This window comes from Mycoplasma sp. 1012, assembly GCF_054343455.1.
In genome coordinates, this window is sequence record NZ_JBTGVG010000001.1 from 22,234 (window position 1) to 45,439 (window position 23,206).

Annotated in this window: 22 protein-coding genes; 2 read left to right on the forward strand and 20 right to left on the reverse strand. The window is 25.3% G+C overall.

Annotated features, from left to right (window positions below):
- Position 1 precedes the first annotated feature (1 nt).
- Entirely contained in the window at positions 2-397 is a 396-nt protein-coding gene (gene tsaE / locus ACXX89_RS00150) for a tRNA (adenosine(37)-N6)-threonylcarbamoyltransferase complex ATPase subunit type 1 TsaE (protein WP_458557220.1), read from the reverse strand.
- A gap of 38 nt (positions 398-435) precedes the next feature.
- Between tsaE and ACXX89_RS00155 the strand changes: the two genes are divergently transcribed.
- Entirely contained in the window at positions 436-1,389 is a 954-nt protein-coding gene (locus tag ACXX89_RS00155; protein WP_458557221.1) for a potassium channel family protein, read from the forward strand.
- A 49-nt stretch (positions 1,390-1,438) separates the two neighbouring features.
- Here the strand turns inward: ACXX89_RS00155 and proS are convergent, their stop codons facing one another.
- From proS to ACXX89_RS00240, 17 genes are all read right to left on the reverse strand, one after another.
- Positions 1,439-2,869, reverse strand: a complete 1,431-nt coding sequence (proS, locus tag ACXX89_RS00160; RefSeq protein ID WP_458557222.1) for a proline--tRNA ligase — start codon at positions 2,867-2,869, stop codon at positions 1,439-1,441.
- A gap of 138 nt (positions 2,870-3,007) precedes the next feature.
- Positions 3,008-5,509: an endopeptidase La gene (gene lon, locus ACXX89_RS00165; protein ID WP_458557223.1), complete on the reverse strand. Its 2,502-nt coding sequence runs from the start codon at positions 5,507-5,509 to the stop codon at positions 3,008-3,010.
- A 105-nt stretch (positions 5,510-5,614) separates the two neighbouring features.
- Positions 5,615-6,739, reverse strand: coding sequence for an HAD family acid phosphatase (locus tag ACXX89_RS00170; protein ID WP_458557224.1), 1,125 nt, complete (start codon positions 6,737-6,739; stop codon positions 5,615-5,617).
- Between the two features lie 183 nt (positions 6,740-6,922).
- Positions 6,923-7,561 carry an MPN527 family putative ECF transporter permease subunit gene (locus ACXX89_RS00175; protein WP_458557225.1) on the reverse strand — a complete coding sequence of 213 codons (639 nt, stop codon included), beginning with the start codon at positions 7,559-7,561 and terminating at the stop codon, positions 6,923-6,925.
- Complete coding sequence (locus tag ACXX89_RS00180) at positions 7,554-8,429, reverse strand: ROK family protein (RefSeq protein ID WP_458557226.1); 876 nt, start codon at positions 8,427-8,429, stop codon at positions 7,554-7,556. The genes ACXX89_RS00175 and ACXX89_RS00180 overlap by 8 nt, the downstream gene beginning before the upstream one ends.
- Entirely contained in the window at positions 8,429-9,052 is a 624-nt protein-coding gene (gene upp / locus ACXX89_RS00185) for a uracil phosphoribosyltransferase (RefSeq protein WP_436358499.1), read from the reverse strand. The genes ACXX89_RS00180 and upp overlap by 1 nt, the downstream gene beginning before the upstream one ends.
- 37 nt (positions 9,053-9,089) lie before the next feature.
- Positions 9,090-9,758 (reverse strand): deoxyribose-phosphate aldolase, encoded by a 669-nt coding sequence (gene deoC, locus ACXX89_RS00190; RefSeq protein ID WP_436358500.1) that lies wholly within the window; start codon positions 9,756-9,758, stop codon positions 9,090-9,092.
- Between the two features lie 2 nt (positions 9,759-9,760).
- Positions 9,761-11,056, reverse strand: coding sequence for a pyrimidine-nucleoside phosphorylase (locus ACXX89_RS00195; RefSeq protein WP_436358502.1), 1,296 nt, complete (start codon positions 11,054-11,056; stop codon positions 9,761-9,763).
- Between the two features lie 59 nt (positions 11,057-11,115).
- Entirely contained in the window at positions 11,116-11,814 is a 699-nt protein-coding gene (deoD, locus tag ACXX89_RS00200; RefSeq protein WP_436358503.1) for a purine-nucleoside phosphorylase, read from the reverse strand.
- A 130-nt stretch (positions 11,815-11,944) separates the two neighbouring features.
- Complete coding sequence (gene pgsA, locus ACXX89_RS00205; protein WP_436358504.1) at positions 11,945-12,553, reverse strand: CDP-diacylglycerol--glycerol-3-phosphate 3-phosphatidyltransferase; 609 nt, start codon at positions 12,551-12,553, stop codon at positions 11,945-11,947.
- Positions 12,546-13,061 (reverse strand): MHJ_0274 family protein, encoded by a 516-nt coding sequence (locus ACXX89_RS00210; RefSeq protein ID WP_436358505.1) that lies wholly within the window; start codon positions 13,059-13,061, stop codon positions 12,546-12,548. The genes pgsA and ACXX89_RS00210 overlap by 8 nt, the downstream gene beginning before the upstream one ends.
- A 37-nt stretch (positions 13,062-13,098) precedes the next feature.
- Positions 13,099-14,550 (reverse strand): magnesium transporter, encoded by a 1,452-nt coding sequence (gene mgtE, locus ACXX89_RS00215; RefSeq protein WP_436358506.1) that lies wholly within the window; start codon positions 14,548-14,550, stop codon positions 13,099-13,101.
- Positions 14,551-14,570: 20 nt separating this feature from the next.
- Positions 14,571-15,143 (reverse strand): diadenylate cyclase, encoded by a 573-nt coding sequence (locus ACXX89_RS00220; protein ID WP_436358508.1) that lies wholly within the window; start codon positions 15,141-15,143, stop codon positions 14,571-14,573.
- 58 nt (positions 15,144-15,201) lie between these two features.
- Positions 15,202-16,854, reverse strand: coding sequence for a hypothetical protein (locus tag ACXX89_RS00225; RefSeq protein ID WP_458557227.1), 1,653 nt, complete (start codon positions 16,852-16,854; stop codon positions 15,202-15,204).
- Positions 16,855-17,028: 174 nt separating this feature from the next.
- A complete protein-coding gene (locus tag ACXX89_RS00230; RefSeq protein ID WP_436358510.1) occupies positions 17,029-18,384 on the reverse strand; it encodes a hypothetical protein in 1,356 nt (451 codons plus the stop codon).
- 85 nt (positions 18,385-18,469) lie between these two features.
- Positions 18,470-19,984 carry a 2,3-bisphosphoglycerate-independent phosphoglycerate mutase gene (gene gpmI / locus ACXX89_RS00235; protein ID WP_458557228.1) on the reverse strand — a complete coding sequence of 505 codons (1,515 nt, stop codon included), beginning with the start codon at positions 19,982-19,984 and terminating at the stop codon, positions 18,470-18,472.
- A gap of 109 nt (positions 19,985-20,093) precedes the next feature.
- A complete protein-coding gene (locus ACXX89_RS00240) occupies positions 20,094-20,753 on the reverse strand; it encodes a phosphotransferase (RefSeq protein ID WP_436358513.1) in 660 nt (219 codons plus the stop codon).
- A 22-nt stretch (positions 20,754-20,775) separates the two neighbouring features.
- Between ACXX89_RS00240 and ACXX89_RS00245 the strand changes: the two genes are divergently transcribed.
- Entirely contained in the window at positions 20,776-21,522 is a 747-nt protein-coding gene (locus ACXX89_RS00245; protein WP_436358515.1) for a phosphotransferase, read from the forward strand.
- A 13-nt stretch (positions 21,523-21,535) separates the two neighbouring features.
- On the opposite strand, the gene rsmG is transcribed toward ACXX89_RS00245, so the two are convergent.
- Both rsmG and ACXX89_RS00255 read right to left on the reverse strand, forming a co-directional pair.
- Positions 21,536-22,222, reverse strand: a complete 687-nt coding sequence (gene rsmG / locus ACXX89_RS00250) for a 16S rRNA (guanine(527)-N(7))-methyltransferase RsmG (protein ID WP_436358516.1) — start codon at positions 22,220-22,222, stop codon at positions 21,536-21,538.
- A complete protein-coding gene (locus tag ACXX89_RS00255) occupies positions 22,209-23,177 on the reverse strand; it encodes a ribose-phosphate pyrophosphokinase (protein WP_458557229.1) in 969 nt (322 codons plus the stop codon). The genes rsmG and ACXX89_RS00255 overlap by 14 nt, the downstream gene beginning before the upstream one ends.
- Positions 23,178-23,206 lie beyond the last annotated feature (29 nt).

A 23,206-nucleotide genomic window follows, 5' to 3' on the forward strand; every position in this document is an offset into this window, starting at 1 on the left:
TTTAATCCCCCGTATTTATAGTAATTTCATAAATTCTTTCATTGTTTGAAAATTTTATATCAATAGCAATAAAATTTTCATAATCTAAATTTAAATTTTTAGATCATTCAATTATAACTTTTTTATCTTCAAAATAATCTTCAAATTCTTCTAAATCACCTAACAGATTATAAGCATCGATATGTATTAAATTAGAATATACTTTCATTTTGTTAAAAGTAGGAGAAACCACGTTTTCTTTAATACCTAACTTTTTAGCAATTAATTTTGTCAATGTTGTTTTTCCTGCTCCTAAATCTCCATTTAAATATAAATATTTTCAATTAAATTGGAAAATATAATTTACTATATCTTCTAAATTTTCTTCTTTTTTTATAAAAATTATTTTATCTTTCATATTTATATAATTTTATTACATTTTAGTATAATACAATTATGAAAAACAAATTATTTTTTTTAAAAAGTGACTATTTTCTAACTATTTTAGATAATATAGTTGCTACTAGAGAAAATATGAAAGGTATTAAAGACGAACATCAACAAAAAGTTAAAATAACTAAAATAATATATTTTTCAGTAATTTTCTTCTTTTCTATTCTTTCTATTTTCAGTACCACAATTTTAGCACTTTACTTAAATAATAACGATTCTTCAGGAATTAAACATTTAGTAGGGTTTATGGAAGTGTTCACATTCTTTTTAATGATATTTGACTATCTTTTATGAGTGTGAAGCGCTCCTGTTAGAAATGTAAAAAAACATAAATATCCAAGAATTTTCTTTGTGTTTTCTGTCTTATCTTTTAATTTAATATTATCAATATTACCTTCATTATATTCTATTGATTTATTAACACCAACAGAACTAAATATTTCTTGAATAACATTATTAAAAAGTTTTAAATTTTTAAGAATGATTAGAATAATTTTATTATTAAATTTATTTTCATCATTTTCTTCATTATTTTCTGTTTTTAAAACACAAAAAACAATTTTAACCAATATTTTTGTTTTTATAATAATTGTTATTTTACTCTTCTCTTTAATTATTTTAGATGCAGAGTTAGATTATATTAAAAACAATAAAATACCAGAAGAAGATTTAGGCAGTTATGTAAATACGTTTCCTAAAGCTATTTATTTTACTACCATTACTTTAACCACTATTGGATATGGAGATATAACCCCTCATTCTGATATTGCTAGAAGTTTAGTAGTAATTATGTCAATTATAGGTATAGCTATCTTTGCAATCCCTTCCGGGGTTATTGCAGGAGCATTTTTATCAAAAGTGCAAACTAAAATTGAAAAAAAAGAAAAACATAAAAATACCAAAAATACAGAAAAACAAAACAAAAACGAATCAAATAACCAAAATAGTGATAAATAATTATTTGAACATAAACAAAGAAAAACACAAGTTTAGATAACTTGTGTTTTTAGTAAGCTTTTGCAAAAAGAACATATCTTTTTGAAGGTTTTTGTGAAAACATACATAATCCTTCATCAACTGGTTTTAAATATTTAAATGGAATACATCTAGAAGTAGCACCAGTTTCTTTTTGAATCATTTCTTCTTCTTTTTCATCGCCATTAAATGCAGTAATGACAAATTTATTTTTAGCAATTTCTTTTTTGAAATCTTCATAGTTATTTACAACTACTGTATTGTCTTCAAGTCTTTTTTTAGCTCTTTGATACATACTATCTTGAATTTCAATTAATTTGTCTTCAAGGTAATCTCTTAAAATAGAAATTTTTACTTTTTCTTTTTGTAATGTATCTCTTCTAACTACTGTAACTACACCTTCTTCAACATCTTTAGGTCCTACTTCCACTCTGATAGGAACTCCTTGAATTTCTGAATTAGCTGCTTTATACCCCGGTTGATTGTCACTTCTATCTACTCTAACTTTTAGTTTTTTAGCTAGTCATTTTTCTAATTGATTTATTGTTTTTGATACTTGTGGATTTTTATTTGCAAAAAGTTCAAGAATATCAACTTGAATTGGAGCTATTCTTGGTGGGATTACAATTCCAGAATCATCTCCATGAGTCATAATTAGAGCACCTAATAATCTCGTAGATAAACCCCAAGATGTTTGATAAGCAAATTCATCTTTATTATCTTTATTAGTAAAAATAATTTTGAAAGCACGTGAGAAATTTTGAGCTAAATAATGGGAAGTTCCTGATTGAAGTGCTTTTCCATCCTTCATCATAGCTTCAATTGTATAAGTAGAACAAGCTCCTGCAAATTTTTCTCTTGGTGTTTTTTTACCAACAACTGTAGGAATAGCTAAATATTTTTTTAAAAATCTTTCATAAAGTTTAATCATATCTCTTGTGAATTTTCTGGCTTCCATCGCATCAGAGTGAACTGTATGTCCTTCTTGTCATAAAAATTCACTAGTTCTTAAAAAAGGATTTGTTGTTTTTTCTCATCTCATAACTGAAGTTCATTGGTTATAAATTAAAGGCAAATCCTTATAAGATTCAATATTTTTTTTAAACAAATCAGCAAATAAAACTTCACTGGTAGGTCTAATATACAGATTATTGTGTAATTTTTTATCACCAATATGTGTTACGGTAACTAACTCAGGAGCAAAACCCGCAACATGTTCTTTTTCTGTATTAATAAAGAAATCAGGAATTAACATTGGTAAATAAACATTTTGAATTCCTTTTTCTTTAAATAATTTATTCATTTCTGTTTGAATATTTTCTCAAATAGCATAAGAATTAGGTTTAAAAATTATAGTTCCTTTTACAGGACCATATTCAATTAATTCTCCATTTTTTATAACATCTACATATCACTGTGCAAAGTTTTCTTTTCAAGGTGTAATTTTATCAAGCTTTTTCATATGTATAATTTTATATTTTTTTAGTAAAAAACAAAATAAAAAATTGTTTTTTTAATATTATTTTAACTTTTTGAAAAAAGGTACTTATTAAATAAAAAAATCAACCATTATGGTTTTGGTTGAATTTTTGTTTTTAAATTATTTATTTTTTGTTTGAGATTTAAAAATATAATTGTAAATTTCTTGATAATTAGAAACTGGATGGAAAGTAATGTTTTCTTTAATTTCTTCAGCTAAATCAACAATATTTTTTTCATTATCTTTAGGAATGAAAATAGTTTTAATACCAAATTTATATGCTGCAAGAGTTTTCTCTTTTAAACCACCAATTGCTAGTACTTTTCCTCTTAAAGTTATCTCTCCTGTCATTCCTATTGTTGGAGAAACAGGTTTTTTAGCTAAAGCAGAAATAATTGCAGTAGTAAAAGTTACACCAGCAGAAGGCCCATCTTTTGGGACTGCACCTTCAGGAACGTGGATATGAATTTGATTATTTTCAAAATCAAAATCAATACCAAATTCTTTAGCGTTTGCACGAACATAACTAATAGCTATTTCTGCTGATTCTCTCATAACATCTTTTAACTGACCAGTTAATTTTATTTCAGCTTTTGTAGAAGGAACGGTGTTAACTTCTATTGACAATGTGGAACCACCATAAGCAGTATAAGCTAGTCCATTAACTATCCCTATTTGTGGTTTAGTTTCGTTTATATCATCTGAGAATTTTTCAATTCCAAGCATATCTGTTACTACTTTTTTATCAACTATAAAATCTTTATCTTTGCTAATTTCATTTTTTAATAGTTTAACGATAATTTTTCTAGCAATTTTATCTAAATTTCTTTTTAAATCTCTTACTCCTGCTTCTCTTGTATAAGATTTAATAATATATTCAATTGTTTCTTGATCGATATTAAAGTATTTTTTGTCTAATTGAGTTTCACTTAAAACTTTATCTAATAAATGATTTTTAACAATTTCTTTTTTTTCTAATAAAGTATAGGAAGATAATTCAATAATTTCCATTCTATCTGCAAGAGCTTCAGGAATACCATCAAAGTAATTTGCAGTTGCAATAAAAATAACTTTAGATAAATCGTATTCTGTTTCTAAATAATGATCTTGGAAAAATTTGTTTTGTTCTGGATCTAAAACCTCTAACATTGCTGATGCAGGATCTCCTCTAAAATCTGAAGACATTTTATCAATTTCATCTAACAAGATAACCGGGTTAGAAACACCTGCTTTTTTAATTGCATTAATTATTTTTCCTGGCATAGCTCCAACATAAGTTCTTCTATGTCCTCTAATTTCTGATTCATCTCTAACTCCACCAAGAGAGATTTTTATCATTTTTCTTCCAATAGCATCAGAAATAGATTGAGCAATGGAAGTCTTTCCTGTTCCTGGAGGACCAACTAAAGTTAAAATAGGCATATTATTATTTAATTTATTTGAATGTTTATCAAATAAACTTAAATCTAAAGCAGCATTTTCTGTAGGCAATGGTTTAATAATGTTTAATTTTTTCTCATCATTTTTGTTTTTTATGTTAGTTAAAACAGCAAGAAATTCTAAAATTCTTTCTTTAACATCTTTTAAACCAAAGTGTTTTTTTGCTAATTCTTTGGATGCCTGTTCTATGTCTAAATGATCAATTTTTACTTTTCTTCAAGGTAAATTATAAATTAAATCTAAATAATTTTTAGTTACATTCGCTTCAGGAGAGCTAGACATCATTCCTTTTAATTTTCTTGTTTCATTTTTAATTATTTCTCTTACTCCTATAGGAAATTTATTTTCATCATCTTTTTTAAACAATTCTTTTTCATTTTTTTCTTCTTGAGAATCTTCATCGCCTAATGTTTGACGAATTGCTCTCATTTTTTCTCTTAAAATAAATTCTTTTTGTTGTTTATCAAGAGTTTTTTTCATTTTATTTTCTATTTCATTAACAATTGCTCTTTCTTGAATCAAACTATTAATAAAATCTGCCATTGCTGCTAATCTTTGTAAATTATCTGTTGCAAAAATTAAACGTTTTTTATATTCTTTTGGTAAATCTACTTCTTCAGCAATTGCTAAAAGTGGAAAAATGATTTCATTTTCATCCATTAAATTTTTTAATGAAAAAAGTGGTTCAAAAAATTCTTTAATTGGTTTTAAAAAGGAATGATTTGAAAATTCTTCTTCCATTTTTCTAATACCTGCTTTTACAGCACCAAGACTAGAAGAATTAAATTTTATAAATTCTGCATCAACATCTTGACCAATAATTCTACTAAAACTTTTATCTACTGGAGAAAAAGAATTAATTTTAACTTTTTGAGCTGTTGGTAACATATTTAATTCAACAAAAGTTTTCATTTCTCTTTTGATATCAATTATTCTCCAAACTATACCAACTTTTTCTTCATCAGGAATTACTTCCATATTCATTGTAGAGTCGATTCATAAATCAAAATGAGAAATAACTACAGGAAAACCTTCACTTAAATCATTATTTTTCCCGTATTTTTCCCTTTCTTTTCATAAAAATTTAAATTCTTGTTCATCAAGTCTAATTACTTTTTTAGTAAAAAGAAAGACTTCATCGAAATTTAATAATAACATTTTGTTTTTTGTTTTATTTTGCATATCTCCCCTTTGCTTAATTTAATTATTTAATTATACAATAAATAAAATTATATAATAAAAATTAGCACTCTATAATAAAAAGTGCTAATTTTTTTAAAATCTATTTTAATCTTTTCATTTTAATGAATTAAGTGCTGCTTTTAATGCTGCAACTTTTTTATCATCAGAAAGTCCGTAATATCCTTCTGCAAGTCCTTCTTCAAATCCGCCATATGAAGCATTACCACCAATTAGGACATATCCTTCTGCTCAAGTTTCATTTTCGTGAGTTACTTGACCATCGGTGCCTTTTGTGTATTTAATTCCTTTTGTATTAACATCAAAGTTACCAAATAATTTTTTTGTTGTTTCTAATACTGTTTTTCTATCTGTATTAGATTTTTTAGCTGATGCTAAATCATTGAAATCATCAAAGTTATCTCCAACTCTCATAACAACTTTAAAGGAAACAGCATTTGCTCCTGTTTGTTCTGTGCTTAAATCTAATTTTTTAGAACTTACTAAATTCATTCTTTCTTCTTTTGCAGATTTTACTCTTTTTCCATCAGAATCTTTTTTAATATGATTTCATGGTTTGTCTTGACTTAAATCAACCCCTTGCATTCATCAAATTCATTTTGGCATATATTTTGCTTCTAATCCTTCAGTTACTAAATTTGCTTTTGTGGGTTCTAGTTGATTTTCTTGTTCTCTATTTGAGTTGAACATAACAACTCCACCTTTTGATCATACATGTTTAATGAATTCAATAGCTCCTGCTATTTTTTTAGCTTTTTTATCTTGAACAAATTCATTTCATGAATCTGCATTAAATGTTTGTTTATGTAATACTAAGTAATTTTGGTAAGCATAGTTATTTAAAACTGTTTCATCTAAATCCATAAATACAACTGGAATAGATTTTCCTTCTGTTGTATTTGTAACAGTTACGTGGTCTCCGTTTGTTTGTACTTTATCAAGTTCAAAAACACTTTTTTGTCCTTCTACTAAAGTATCGAATTGTTTCATTGCTGATTGGTATAAAGTGTATGCCATAGCATCTTTTTCTGCTGAAACTGAATTTCAAACATTAGTTAATCATCTTTGATTATCTAAAATGTTTTTATCTTCAGAATTTTGGTTAGTTGAATTTTGATTTGTTGTTTTTTCACCACAAGAAACAACGGTTGCAAAAGCGATTGCTGGTGTTAACACTAGACTTGATTTAATTAAAATATTCTTTAATTTCATTTTTCTCCTTAAAAATTTTAATTTTTGATTACATATAAAATTATAGAAAAATATGAATATTTTTTATCAAATAAAATCAAAAAGTTGCATTTTTTATGAATTTTTATAGAAAAATTCATTTTATGCCCTTTTAGTTAATTAAATTTTGGATCCGCTTTAATAAAAAACATCATATTTTGTTTTTTAAATATGATGTTTTTGTCTTCTGTGATTTTTATAATAAGTTTCTAAAAATACAATAATTCCAAAGGTTAATATTGAAGAAAGAAGGTAATTAGCTAAATTAAATGGAATAAAGGTAATTAAAGAAACTGTAAAATATTTAGTTAAATATTCTTCATAACTCATTTTTATACCATATAAATAAAAATATGGTCAATTAAAAACAAAAATATTTAATGTGGTAATTACAATAGTTGTAACTATAATAGATAAAACTAAAGATAAAATAATAAACCAGTTTTTATTTTTAATTATTTTTTCAAAAAGTTTTTTAAACAAGAAAAAACTAAATATAAAGATTAAGTTTGCTACCAATAAAATAAAATGTCCCAAATAACCCGTTGCATCTATATTTAATTGAATTACTGGTCCTAAAAGAAATCTTATTAATAAAGCAATTAAAGTGTATCTATAATGCAAAAAGAATGCAATTGGAAATATAAAGATAATTGATAAGTCAATTTTTAAACCAAAATCCCCAAGTGGTCACGCTATATATTTACTTACAAAAAGAGCTATTAAAGATAAACAAAGAAAAATAGCTGTAAATACAATTGAAAACACAACTCTTTCTTTGGAGTAAGAAAAGTTTTTATGCATTTAATAAATAACTTAATCCAATAAGTGCTGAATTGTCCTTTAATTTATCAAATTTAAACTTAACTTGTTTAAATTGTTGTTTATCACAAAGTGTTTTTGCCATTTTAATAGCTTCTTTTACAAAGAAACTGTTTTTGTGAGTTACTGAACCTCCAAAAACAATTAAATTCGGAGCTAAAATCCCTATAAATGTAGCAATAGTTTTAGCTAAAGTTATAACAGATTCATTATAAACTCTTTCAAAAGTTTCATCTTTGTTGTAATTTTCTAAAACTTCTTTTGCATCTACTTTTTTATCTTTTAATTGACTAGCTCTTAGTGCAAAACCTGTTCCAGAAACAAATAGTTCTGCAGCATATTTAGATAAATGAAATGTGCTAAAAAGTGGTTCTCCAAGAGGAATTCTAGCAATTTCTTGTCCTAAATGATTTACTCCAGTGTAAATTTGGTTGTTAATAACTAATCCTGCACCAAATCCTGTAGAAATGGTAAAAAATTGAGTTATATTTTCTTTATTTTGATTATAAAAATGATGGTTAGCTAAAGCCATAGCATTAGCGTCATTTTCAAAAACAATTTTTTCTAATTTAGTGTTATTTAAAAGGTATTCTTTAACATTTAAATTTTTTCAACCTTTTAAATTAGGAGTGTTAAAGATGATACCATCTTTGTAGTTAGCAGGTCCTGGAATGCAAACTGCTAATTTATTAATTTCATATGTATTGATAAGTTTAACTATTTTATCAAGTGTTTCTTGTCAGTTAGTTGTGTTTGTTTGAAATTTAATTTTTTTTGTAATTTTGTGTTCTTTTATTAAAGCGAAACGAACATTAGTTCCGCCAATATCAACTGTTGCAAATTTATTCATTATTTTGTACCGAAAATCCTATCTCCTGCATCTCCAAGACCAGGTAATATATATTTTTTATCATTTAATTTTTCGTCTTTTGCTGCTAAAAAGATTTTAACATCTGGATGTTTAGAAGAAACATGATTAATTCCTTCTTGCACACCAACAAGACAAACTAAATTTATATTTTTAAATCCATCAGCTTTTAATCTACTAATAGAATCTACTGCTGATGTTCCAGTGGCAAGCATTGGATCTACCACTAAAATTAAAGAATCTTTAGAAACATTAGGTATTTTATAAAAGTATTCATGAACTTCAAAAGTTTTTTCATCTCTATAAACTCCAATATGTCCAACTCTTGATGTTGGAACAAGTGATAAAATTCCTTCTACCATCCCAAGACCAGCTCTTAAAATTGGTACTATGACAATTTCTTGTTCCATTTTTTGTCCAATAGTTTCCACTCCCACTGCTGTTTTAACTTTACAATCGACAGTTTTATAATCTCTTAAAATTTCATACACCATTAATGTTGAAATTTCTTTTAGTAATTCCCTAAATAAATGGTGTGTTGTGTTTTCGTCTCTCATTATTGTTAATTTTGTAGTAATTAGGGGGTGATTTAAAACTTTTACCATTTATATTTCTCCTTTATTTTTCTGTATATTTGGTTTTTTAATAGTTATTATTTTTATCTAAAGCTATTCCTTGCATAATTTGAACACCTGATGATGTTCCAAATCTTGTAGCACCAAGATCATACATTTTTTTCAAGTCTTCTAGACTTTTTACTCCACCGGCTGCTTTGATTTCAATTTTGTCTCCTACAACTTCTTTCATAATTTTAATATCTTCTTCTGAAGCACCTCTATATGAAAAACCTGTTGAAGTTTTAACAAATTCTGCTCCGGAAGCTAAAACTATTTCTGTTGCTTTTTTGATTTCGTCCTTAGTTAATAAAGCGGTTTCTACAATAACTTTTAAAATTTTAGAACCGATTTCTTTTTTAACTGCTTTAATATCGTTTAAAATAAATTCATATTGTTCGTCTTTTAATTTCCCGATATTAATAACCATATCAATTTCATCAGCTCCGTGGTTAACAGCGAGTTTTGCTTCTTGTGCTTTTGCTTGTGTAATCATTGCACCTAAAGGGAAACCAACCACTGCTGTGATTCCTACTTCAGAATTTTCTAATTTTTCTTTTACATATTTTACTCATGATGAGTTTACACAAACTGTTTTAAAACCGTATTCTTTTGCTTCAGCAACAAGTTTATTAATTTCTTTTGTTGTTCCTTCTGGTTTTAAATAAGTGTGATCAATTAATTTTGCTCAATTCATTTTTACTCCATTTTTTCTAAAATTATTTTATTTTCTACTGTTTGAGAATTTATTTTATATGAATCTTTTAATTCTTGAACTAATTCTTCATTTATTGGATTTGAAGAATATAGTGTGAATAAAAGATCGTTTTTATTAACTTTGTCATTTGTTTTTTTGTTAATTTGTATTCCTGCTTCAAAATCGATTGAATCTTCTTTTGTTTCCCTTCCTGCACCAAGTTTTGAAGCAACGATACCAAAATCTAATGCGGAAGTGATTTCCATATATCCATCTTTTTGGGCAAATACTTCTAATTTGTATTTTGGATTTCAAAAATCAGCAGCTTTCAATTTATCAACATCTCCGCCTTGGAATTTTACAAATTCATAAAATTTATCAAGTGCTTTACCGTTGTGAACTACTTCTTCAATCATTTTTAAAGCTTCTTGTTCATCATTTGTAACTTTTGCTTGTTTTAGAATTGTAGAACAAGCAGAATAACATAGCTCAACAAAATCTTTTGGTCCATTACCTTTTAAAGTTTCAATAGCTTCTAAAACTTCATTTTTATTTCCAATAGCTTTTCCCATTGGTCTAGACATATTGGTTATTTCTACTCTAACATCTCTATTAAGTTGTTTTCCTATAGTAATCATTTGTTCGGATAATTTTTTTGCTTCTTCTAAATTACTCATAAAAGCACCATTTCCACATTTTACATCTAAAAGAATTGCATCTGAACCAGTTGCTAGTTTTTTAGACATAATTGAAGATGCAATAAGTGGAATTGATGATACATTTCCCGTAACATCTCTTAAAGCATAAAGTTTTTTATCAGCAGGAACTAAGTCATTGCTCTGTCCTATAACTGCAATTTTGATTTTATTTACTTGATTGATAAATTGTTCTTCAGTTAACTCAACTCCAAAACCTGGAATTGATTCTAACTTATCAATAGTTCCGCCTGTATGTCCAAGTCCACGACCTGACATTTTAGCAACCGGAACACCTAAAGCTGCTATAATTGGACCTACTACTAAAGTTGTTTTATCACCAACACCACCAGTTGAATGCTTATCAACTTTTATTCCGTGAATTGAAGATAAATCAATTATTTTTCCTGATTTCATCATTTCTAAAGTAAATTTACCAATTTCTTTAGGTGTCATTCCTTTAAATAAAATTGTTGTTAGAAAGGAAGACATTTGATAATCTTTAATTTCTCCACTTACATAATTATGAATAATAAATTCAATTTCTTTATCTGTAAGTTCAAAACCTTCTCTTTTTTTTATTATTAAATCAACTATTCTCATTTTTTTCTCACTTTTCTTTTTTTAAAATAGACCAACCTAAAAGTTAGTCTATTTTTGTTTTATGCAAGTTCTAAAGCAATTTCCATCATTTGTAAAAATTTAGTTTCACGTTCTTCTGATGAAGTTTCTTCTTTTGTAATTAAATTATCTGAAATGGTTAATAAACAAGCAGCTTCTTTATTTAATTTTTTAGCATTTGCAAATAAAGCAAATGATTCCATTTCAACAGCAACTGCTTTTGTTAATTCAATTGTCTTATTTAATGGTCTAGAAGAGTAGAAAACATCAGATGAGTGAACTCTTCCTACATGTAAATTAATTCCTAATTTTAAAGCATTTTCTAATAATTGTGCATTTAATTTTTTAGATGGTTCTAATAAATGTGTATTTTCTCCAAGCACAAGTTGTGAAAATGCGTGTGAATCTGAATAAGCACTATCAGCTAATAAAACATCGTATAATTTTAAATCTGCTGTATAAGCTCCTGCAGAACCTATTCTTACAATTCTATCTACATCATAAAATTTAAATAATTCATATGAGTAAATTCCAATTGATGGGACTCCCATTCCTGATGCAGCGATTGTAATTGGTTTTCCTTTGTATAATCCAGTGTACATAAACATATTTCTAACTGTATTTACAAGTTCAACATTTGTTAAAAATTTTTCAGCAATAAATTTTGCTCTTAATGGATCTCCAGGCATTAAAACTGTTTTAGCAATTTTCCCTGGTTTTGCATTAATATGTGGGGTCATTTTTTCTCCTTAATTTAACTAATTTATTATTACTATTATACAATAAAGTTATCTAAAAGTTTTTAAATTTATCTAAAAAGAAATATAAAATAAATAAAAAACTTCTTGGGAAAAAGAAGTTTAATTTATATTATTTTTTTAGAATTTTTGTCATTTCTTTCACATATAAAAATCCAGAAAATAAAGAGAAAATAAGTGCTATAAAAAGCGGGATATTTACAACTCAGTAGATTCAAACTCAGTTTGTATTATTAATAAAAAATGGTGTTATTCAGAAAAGGAAAGGAATAGCAAAGCTTTGAATAAAGGTTTTTCATTTTCCTCAAATAGAAGCACTAATATTTAAATTATTTTTTGCTGCTAAATTTCTACATCCATCCACAACAATATCTCTAACAATGAAAACAATTACTACTCAAATTTCTGTAAAATTAAATAGTCCTAAAAATATTAATGCAGTTGTTGTGATAACTTTATCTGCAATTGGATCAAATAGTTTTCCAAAATTGCTAACTACATTTCATTTTCTTGCTAAATATCCGTCTAAAAAGTCTGTAAACATTGCAAGCAAGAAGATGATAACAGAAACTGCTAAAAGATGAAAATTAATAAAACTATCTTTAAAGGCATATTTATAATGTGCATTATTGTAATAAATGACTAAAAGAATAACAAAAGGAATTCATAAAATCATTCTAAAAATAGTTAAATAATTGGGAATATTTTTCTTTTTAGACATTTGATAAAACCTCTTGCTTAAATTGTTCTTTTTTAGATAAATATTCTTCTGAATTTTTTTCTAAAAAGATTTTTTCCATATCTTTAAAATATTTTATTTCTTCTTGATTTTTTTTAGATCATAAATTTGATTTATTTTCAATTAAATTTAAAATATTTTGATGAATTGTAGTATCTCTTTCCAATTTATTATGAATAAAAATTTTTTTATATTTTTTTTCATGAGTGATTTCTTTTAATTGTTTTTCTGCAAAACTACGAATGTCCTTCATTTTTTTATCACCAACAGAAACTACAAATTTTTTTAAAAAGTCATCGTTAATTTCCATTATTGCATTCACTTTATATACAGATGCTTCAATTACTTCTTGCTCTATTTTATTTAATTCTGCTTTTTCTTTTTTGATTTTTTTTCTTTTGATTCTTTCTGAAATTATTTGAAATAAAAGAACTCCGATAATTAAAGCTAGTAAAACCCCAGCAATAACTCATATTGTTACTTGATCCATATTATTTTCTCCTTATATAAATTATATTAAATTAAGACTAAATTAATAAGAATATTAAAATAGTTATACCAAAAAAGATAAAAGTTGAAGTTGCATCTGTTAAAGTTGCTAAAATAGGTGCAGACATAACAGCTGGATCTTTACCCATTCTTGCTGCTAATAAAGGTATTACAGAACCTAAAATTTTTGAAAAGATAATTACCAAAAACATTGATACAGAAGCTGCTGCTGAAATTATTAAAATATAGGCATATTTAGGTAATTTAGTAACAATTCCTTCACTGGATGTAATAAATTCTGTATTAAAAATATCTTTTGTTATCATAAAATAAATTACTAATCTTGAAAAATTGACTAGCATTAATATTAATCCAATAATTGCTCCAACATTAACTTCTTTGAAAAATACCTTTTTTAAATATCCTCTTTTTTCTATTTCCCCTAAAGAAAGGGCTCTTGTTATGGTAGTTGCTGATTGCGAACCAGCATTTCCAGCTGAACCCGAAATTACAGGAATTATCGAAACAATTGTTGAAATAAATATCCCTAGTCCTAAAGCTTTTAAACTTGAACTATTTTCAAGTGAATCGGTAAAAAGTTGAATAACAACTTGTGATAAAGTAGAACCTAACATCAAAATTATTAATCAAAATATTCTTGATTTTACAATGGTTAATACTTTAGTTTTTAAGTATTCTTCTTCAACTACCTTCGAACTAATTCCTGCCATTTTATAAATATCTTCTGTAGCTTCTTCTTGAAAAATATCAATAATATCATCTGAAGTCACCATTCCAACAAGCTTATTAGATGAATTCATTACCGGAATTACTGACATATCGTGTTCAGCAAAGATATTAGCAACTTCTTCTTTTGAGTCTGTTGTATAAACATTAGGAACTGCAAACATAATATCTTTAAGTTGGTAAGATACTTTTGAAAAAACGATATCTTCTAAAGTTAAAGCACCAACTAATTTTTTATTTTTATTAACAATGTAGTAATAATGAGTTAACTCTACTTCATCTTTTTTATTTCTAATATATTCTAAAGCTTGTCCTGCGGTTCAATTTTCTTTTAAAGTTATAATGTCTACAGACATCACCGAACCAATTTGATCTTCATTATATCTTAAGATTCTGTTTAATGCTTTTCTTGTTTCTGGATCGATGTTTTTTAATATTTTTTGTGCTAAATTTTGTGGAATTTCTTCAATTAAATCTGCAATTTCATCTGTATAAAGTTCATCAACAATTTGATTAAGCATATCTTGAGAAAAATTATGAATCAAATTTTCTTGTATTTCAATTGGCAAATAAGAAAAAACATCTCCTGCTACTTCTGTATTTAACATTCTAAAGAAAATTATTCTATGAATATCATTTAATTTTTCTACCTCATCGGCGATTGTTACAATAGGAGTATTTTTCGAATATTCCCTAATCCAAGAAATATCTTTTTTTTCAATAGCATTTTCAATAGGTGTCATATTCTGCCCTCCTTTGTTTCTTAATTTTTAAGTTTTGTTTCTAAAATTTTTCTAAAATCATCTATTAAAACGTATTCAAATTTACCATTTTTTGCAATGGTAATTCCTCCTGTTTCTTCTGAAACAACAATAGTTGTTGAATCTGATTGTTCACTAATTCCCATTGCCGCTCTATGTCTAGAACCAAATTTATTATTAATTGATTTAGATGTTATTTTGTAATAGGTGGAAGCATAAATCATTTTATTTCCACGAATTATCACTGCTCCATCATGAAGTGGAGAGTTTTTATTAAATATAGAAAGTAAAAGTGAAGAAGAAATATTGGAATCAATTTTTATTCCATCTGTTCTTAAATTTTCAATATTATCGTGATTTTCTATAGTTATTATTGCTCCTGTTTTAGTTCTTGAAAGTTCATCAACTGCGTTTTTTAATTCTATTATTACTCTATTTTTATTAGAATCAGCTAATTCTCTGAATTTTGATTTTTTACTTTTTATATCTTTAATTAAAATTAATATTTCTTTTATTCCTATTGATAGAAATATTATAAAGACAAGTATAAAAGTAAGTATAACTAATGCTAACATTATTATTCTTTTTAAAAAAACGTATCTTAATAAATTTGATACGTTTTAATTTTTATTATTAAACTGCCAAGAAGAAAATTAATAATGATACTAATAAAAGTAATAGTAATATTCAGAAAATAAATCATAGAACATAGTTTGTTCTAGTTCAGATACTTTCTTTAGTTTGTTGTACGTTTTGAGTACCTGTATTAATATCTAAACTAGAAATTTCAACAACTTCAACATCAATTGCTTCTTTTGTAGATTTTTTAACTAAAACATATTCTTCATCTACATTTATTTTTTCATTAGTGTGGTAAACTAAAACCTTACCTGAAACAACTAAAGATTCAGAATTTTCATTTATTATTAGTTGTGGATTTTCTTTATTAGATACAACAGATGAAGTTTTTGGAGAAGAAATAATTGTTTGTTCTTCTTTTTCAATAGTTGAATATTTATTTAATTCAGCATTTCATTTAGCGATTTCTTGTTCTATATTATAACATTCTTGACATCCTTCTTTTGATTCCAAGTTTGTTACATGGTGAATATCTGATTTTTTGAATAAGATTTCGCATCCTGAACATTTTTCTTCTAATTCTACTTGATTTGCTTTTGCACAAGCTTCACAATCTGAAGAAATTTCTACTTTATTTTTTTCTTCTAAAGTTACAAAATCTTTTGATTTTTCTTCATTTTCAGCTAAAACTTGAGTTGAAGGTGATACGTTTGATTTAACAAATGAATCACAAATATTACATCCATTTATTAAATTTTGATTTTCAATTTCAAGTAATCTTAAACATTCATCACAATCTATATGTGACAATTCAACTTCTTTGTTTGTAGATGAAATAATTTCTTTATTATCATTTGCACTATAGTCACATTCTGAACAAGTTTGTTCATTTTCTTGTAGTTGACAACCTTTGCATTCTTCTTTTTCAATTTCTACATTATTTTCACATACTTCACATGAATTAGAGTTTGGTAAATCAGATGATATTTCTACAGCAGAAACAACTTTAGATGTATTTTCCTCTAAATCACATTCTTTACATTCATAACAGTCAGAACCAACTTCTGCTTCTAATTTGCATTCTAAACATTCTTCTTCAACAACAATATTTTCTTTTGTTTCTAAAATTGGAGTTTTTTCTTCTTCCAATTCGCAATTACATTTATTGTCATCTTCTTCTTCAAATTCAGAGCATTCTTTACATTCTGAACAATCTAAAGTTTCATCTTTTAATTCAACCACTTTGTTTGAATCTTCGATAGAAGAGGCAATTGCACACATTTCGCAATTACAATTTCCTTCTGCAACATTTGAAGAAGAATGAGAAACAACTTTCACTTCTTCTTTTTTAACTTCTTCAACTTTATTTCAAGTCTCTACACTTGCATCTAGTTTTTTGCACTCTTCACAATCATCAGAAACGTTTCATTCAACTTCTACTTCTTTTTTCTTAGGTTCAAAATGAACAATTTCAACTTCAACTTCTGAATCTTCTTCTTCACCAATTCTTGTTTTTATTGAACTAACAAAAATTCCGTTTTCTCTTAGTCACATTGTTGCATTTAATTTTAATGATTTGAAATAATTAATAGTTTCTTCTAAACTGTTAAAAACTAAATGATCTGGTTGTTTAGCTGCTTTAAATTGAAATTCAACTGTTTTTGTATTATGGTTTTCTACTTTAGAACAATAAAATTTTCTAATCATATTTCCTCTTTTTTAAAATTTTGTTTTCTATATTACTTTTAAAATTTTTATTTTGAATAAAAACTTTTAAATTTATTTTTATTTTTTAATATATAAAAATTTTACATTATTTTTTGAAAAAAGAAAGAAAATAAACACATTTTATAAAGAAAAAAACACAAAAAATGGTCTTTCTTAGTAATTGAGAACAAATTTACTGTTCTCTTTTATTTTTTCTTTTGGTTTTTTAACTCTTATTCTATATTTTCCAGAATAAGGAATTTTCAGTGAAATTTTCTCAACATTAGCTTTTTTGCTTGTTGAACTACCTATTTCTATTCAACCACCATCGTAAAAATCTAAAAATAAATCTAAGTCATTTTTAGAATAAAAAGTTTTTTTGTACTCTTTTCTTAAATATTCACTAGTTATATCACCAAATACAGGATTAGGTTGTCAGCTTGCTGCCACTTGACTCATTTTAAGTTCTAAATATTTTTGATATTTTTCTTTATCTCGCACTCCTTCTTGATCATATCAAAAAATAGTTAAATTTAAGTCTTGTTCCTTTAAAAAAGAGAATTCCTGTAAATATGCTATTTCATTTTCTTTTGATGTGTTCTCAATTTTAATAAGTTTAGACCTTTGATAGTTTTTAATGGACTTTTCAAAATCAAAAACTCCACTACCTATTTTAAGTCAAAAATTATTAAAATATTTTTCATTAAAATTTAAATTATTTTTAGCAGAAGAAAGCAAAGAATTAATTGCTAAAAGAGTTTTTTCTTTTAAATTTTTTCTTGTATCTTCAATAATCATTCTTGAAAATGTAGCTATTATTATTGCTGTTGCTAAATAAGCATCTTCCATACTACCTTCTTCAGTATTTGAAATTCAAGCAGTTGTTGCTACAATGCTTGCAGAAATTTTGCCATTTTTTGTTTTTTTATTTTCATACTGATTTTCTTTTTTTAAAGAATTAAAATCAACAATATTTCCTTTTAAACGAGTTCCTATATTTCCTACCAAAATAGAATTAAAACTATCTAAAAAAATATTATTTTCTTTATAAATTGCAGGAAAAAAATTACCTATATAATTAATATCTGAAAATTTTTCAAGAAATTTTAAAGCTTCTTCATTTTTTTCATCATTTTTATCAACCTGATCATAAAAATGAAAAATTCCTTTATTTTTTTCTGTATTAATCTTATTAAGAATGGTTTTATAATCATCTTCATTATTAAAATAATAAATATTGACTTTTGTTTTAGGGCTAATTTCACTTATAACTTGAATTAAAAATTTGTTTTTTTGACTAAATTTTTCTTTTTCTTGATTCTTTATTAAAAATGCTATATTTTGTGAATCTAAGTCAAAGTCTTTTTTAAAAGTTTCAATATAATTAATGTTACTGAATAACTTTTCTTTGTTTAATATAGAAATTTTATCTTTATTTTCATATTTTTGCACACCTGCTGAAAAACTGAAAAAAGGTAATAAAAAACAAATAAGTAAAAACATAATAATTCTAACAATTCTTTTTTTCATTCTATTTAATATTTCTTTTTTTGTGAAAAAATTTTAAAAAAATAAAAAAATAGGAAATTTTCTTTATTTTTCCTATTAATTTAAATTATTTTTTTATAATCAGTGATTCTTCAGTCATATATTTGGATTTTTGTATACCCATATAATCTAAAACTGTTGGTGCGATATTTGCTAATTTTCCATCTTTTAATTTTAAAGTTTTATCTGTTGTAATTAACATTACAGGTTGAGAAGTATGTTTTGTTGCTGGTTTACCATTTTCATCTTCTGTAATTTCGGCATTTCCATGATCTGCTGTTATAAATTGAATTGCATTGTTTTCTTCAACTCATTTTTTAATTCTTCCAAGATGCTCATCTAAAATTTCGACTGCTTTTATTGCTGATTTTAAATTCCCTGTATGTCCAACCATATCTGGGTTAGCAAAATTCATAATCACAAGGTTAAATTCTTTTGCTCTTTCTAATAATTTATCAGTAATTTCTTTTGCAGACATTTGTGGAGCATCAGCATAAGATTCAACTTTTAAAGAAGGAACCATTATTCTTTCACTGTTTTTGTATTCTACATCATTACCACCATCCATAAAGAATGTTACATGAGCATATTTTTGAGTTTCTGCAAGTCTTAATTGTTTTAAACCTGCTTGTTCTATAACTTTTCCAATTGGTTCTTTTACTTCAGTTTCTTCAAATGCAATATTTGTTTCAATTCCTTCGTATTTCATCATTGAAACAAAATTATGTACATGAACTTGTTTTTCTGGCATAAAATCATAAAGATTAGTTCTTAAAATCAAATGACTTAATTGTCTTGCTCTATCTGGTCTAAAGTTAAAGAATATTACAGAGTTTTTATTTCTTAAAAAGTCATTTTTTTCAACTTCATAATTTACTGCTGGAACTAAAAATTCATCATAAATTCCTTTTTCATATTGTTGTTTTACATAATCAGTTACATCAGTAAATTTTTCATTAGAAAACCCTAAAATTGCATCATAAGCTTTCTCAACTCTTTCAAAAACTTTATCTCTATCCATTGCATAAAATCTTCCGGAAATAGAAGCTATTTTATAATCTGGATATTTAGAAAGTATTGCATTTAATTTTTCAAGTGATGTTAATATGGATTGTGGAGCAACGTCTCTTCCATCTCCAAATAAGTGAATAGAAACTTTTTTAACTCCATTTTCATGAGCTGCTTCCACTAATTCAAATAAATGATTTTCTAATGAATGCACTCCCCCTGGAGATAAAAGACCCATAATTTGTAAGGCTGTATTTGTTTTTTTTGAATTTTCAAAAGCACTTAAAAATTTTGGATTTTTCTTAAATTCTCCATCTTCTAAAGCTTTATTTATAAGGGATAATCCTGTATAAACAACAAAACCAGCCCCTATATTTAAATGTCCTACTTCACTATTACCCATTTGTCCTTTTGGCAATCCTACAAAATCTTCAGATGCTTGAATTATAGAATGAGGATAATTTTTAAAATATTCATCAAATGTAGGTGTTTTTGCTAATGCAAACGCATTTCCTTGTTTTTCTTCTCTTAAACCTAATCCATCAATAACTGTTAAAATAACTGGTTTTTTCATTTTTTCTCCTTATTTTTTAATTAAATTTTACCATTTTTATATTTTTTTAAATTCTTTTAAGTTTTATTTTATTTTACCACTGTTTGCAAGAGTAATTTGAGTTTAAAATTTAATACATTTTTTCGTTTCACTCATTATTAAACTTTTTAACCAAATATATTCATTTGTCTAAATTATTTTTTTTGATTTTAAAATATTTAATAATTAATTTTTTACTTATATTAACGTATAAATATAAAGAAGCTAAATCAAACATTAAATAATTTAGTCTAGTTCATTCAAAATCAATAAAATAAATATCGTTTTTTTTGTCTATTATAATATTTTTCTTCCTTAAATCTCCGTGAGAAAGTGTCATTTTTTCATTTTTGTATCCATTTAATAATTTAGTAATTTTCTTATCATTATGATTTCAAGTTTCCCAATTAAAAACTTCTATATCTTTTGCTTTTAAAGACGAAAAATAATACAAATGTTCTAGAATTTTTCTTTGTTTTTTCTTTGTTAAAAAAATTTTTTCTAAATTTTCTCCTGAAATTCAAAATTTTATATAGTTACCTTCTTTGTAATAAACAAAATTATTTTTTTGTGTTTGTAAAAAGAAATTTTCTTCATTTTTTGAATTAACAATATTGTTTTTTTTAACTCTTATTTGTACTTTTTTATTTTCAAAATATCCAATATAAGTTTTATTATGATTTCCTTCATAAAAAAAAGAAATTTTTTTTAATTTTTTATTAATTTCTAATGGAAACTCTTTTAATTTCATATAAAAATTATATAATTAAAAAATGAAAATAAAGATAAATAATGGGTATACAAATATTTCATATAAAGAAAATGACACTTTTCTTCAAGAAAAAAAATATAACGAATTTAATCACAAAATAAATTATGAAAACTTAAGTGTTTTTGATTTTGTTCCTAAACTTTTAGAAAATTCAGATTCTTTATTAAAATATGAGTGAATTGATGGAAAAAATATAGAAATTACAAATGAAAATTTAATAAACATTGCTAATTTAATGAAAAAAATACATACTTCCAAAGTAGAAATGCCTAATTCAAATCATGCAGCAAGAATTAAAAAATATAGAGAAATATTGAAAAATAAAAACATTAATATTCCAATAATTAATGAATATTATAAAAAAATCAATTTAATTTTGAGAAATATGAAAAAAGATACACCTCTTCATAATGATTTATGAGCAAATAATATTATTATTGATCAAAATAATAAAATTTGAATCATAGATTGAGAATATGCTTCAAAAGGTGATAAACATTTTGATTTAGCTTATTTCATTGAATCATCAAGATTAAGCGATGAACAGGAAACTATTTTTTTAAACGCTTATGATTCTTATGACTACGAATTTGTTTTACAACACAGAATTTTGGTTCTTTATTTAATCATTTTATGAGTAAATGCTCAAGAAACAAAACCTTTTGATGACAAAGAATTTATAGACAAAATTAAAGTTGTATCCAAAACTTTAGAAGAAAGACAAAGAGAATGAAAAAGAACAAAATAACAACTTGTTCTTTTTATTTTTCTTTTAAAATTTTATCTCACTTTCTTGGAAAACCAATTGGAGTAGAGTGTAATTTGTAAAAATTAATAATAAAATTTTGTTTTTCTTCAAAAATTTTTAATTCATTTACATTAATTTCTTCATTGAATTTTTGAGTTAAATTCACAGAACTTTGAACTTCTTCTTGTGCTTTAGGACCTTTTAAAAAACTAAAAAATGCACCTTTTTTACCTAAATGATGAGTTATTTCAAATAATCTTTTAAAGTCCATAACTGCTCTTGCACAAACAAAATCAAAAACTTCTTTTTCTTTAGATTCTTCTGCTCTTAATGGAAAAATTTCCATATTTAAATCTAATTCTTCTTTTACTATATTTAAAAAATTTACTCTCTTTTTTAAAGGTTCATAAATAGTTAATTTAATATTAGGTTTAGTTATTAAAAAGGGAACTGAAGGAAATCCTGCACCTGCACCAACATCCAGAAAATGATTTTTTTCTGTAGTTATTTTATTAGCAAAACTTTCTTCCATGAAAAGGAGCGATTCATAAATCCCTTCTTTTCAAAGAACGTCTCCGCTAAATCCTGTTAAATTCATAACCTTATTTTTTTCTTCTATTAAATTTACATATTTTTCTAGTGTTTTAAAATTGTCTTCATTATTTACAAAAATACGGGTTTTTTCTTTATAGAAGTTCATTTTTGAAACCTTTATAAATATCTGAAACAGATGATTTATTAATTGTTGCTATAATAACTTCTGATATAAAATCACAAAGTGAAACTATTTCTATTTTTGAAAATTTACTTAATTCTGGTTTTTCAATAGAATCAGTTATTATAACTTTATCTACAAACGGACTTTCTTCAAACATTTCAAATCCACGGGAAAAAATTCCATGAGTAGCTACTATTGTAACACTTTTTGCTCCGTGTTCTTTTACTGTTTGAGCTGCTTTTAAAATGGTTCCACCTGTATCAATAATATCATCAACTATAATTGCATGCTCTTCATCGACAGTTCCAATTATACCAAGAACTTCTGTTTGATTTGTTCCTACTCTTCTTTTATCGATAATAGCGATTTTAACTGAATTTGATAGCAATTCAGATAAAATTCTTGCTCTAACAGCTCCACCATGATCTGGTGAAACAACTGTAAAAGAGTGTTTTTTCTGTTTAATTCTTTTTGCAAGAACATATTGCCCTCTTAAATCATCTAAAGGTATATTGAAAAAACCTTGAATTGATGGATTATGTAAGTCGACAGTGATTATTTTTGTAGCACCAGCAGTTTCTAATAAATTTGCAACTAATTTTGCAGCAATTGGTTGTCTTCCTTTTGCTTTTCTATCTTGTCTTGCATAACCATAATATGATAAAATTACAGTTATTTCTTTTGCACTTGCTCTTTTTAATGAATCAATAAAAATTAAAAGTTCCATAATATTGTCATTTACTGGTGTATGGGTACTTGCAACTATGAAAACATTTGAATTTCTTACAGTTTCAGCTGAATTAAGCATAACTTCTCCATCAGCAAAAACCTCTTTTTTAATTGGTGTTAATGGTAAATTTACCTTTTGTGAAATTTTTTTAGCTAGATTTAAGGAATTTTCCATTCCAAATAGAACATTTCGTTCGTTTATTAGCATTTTTTCTCCTTTGTTGTAAAATTGAATTA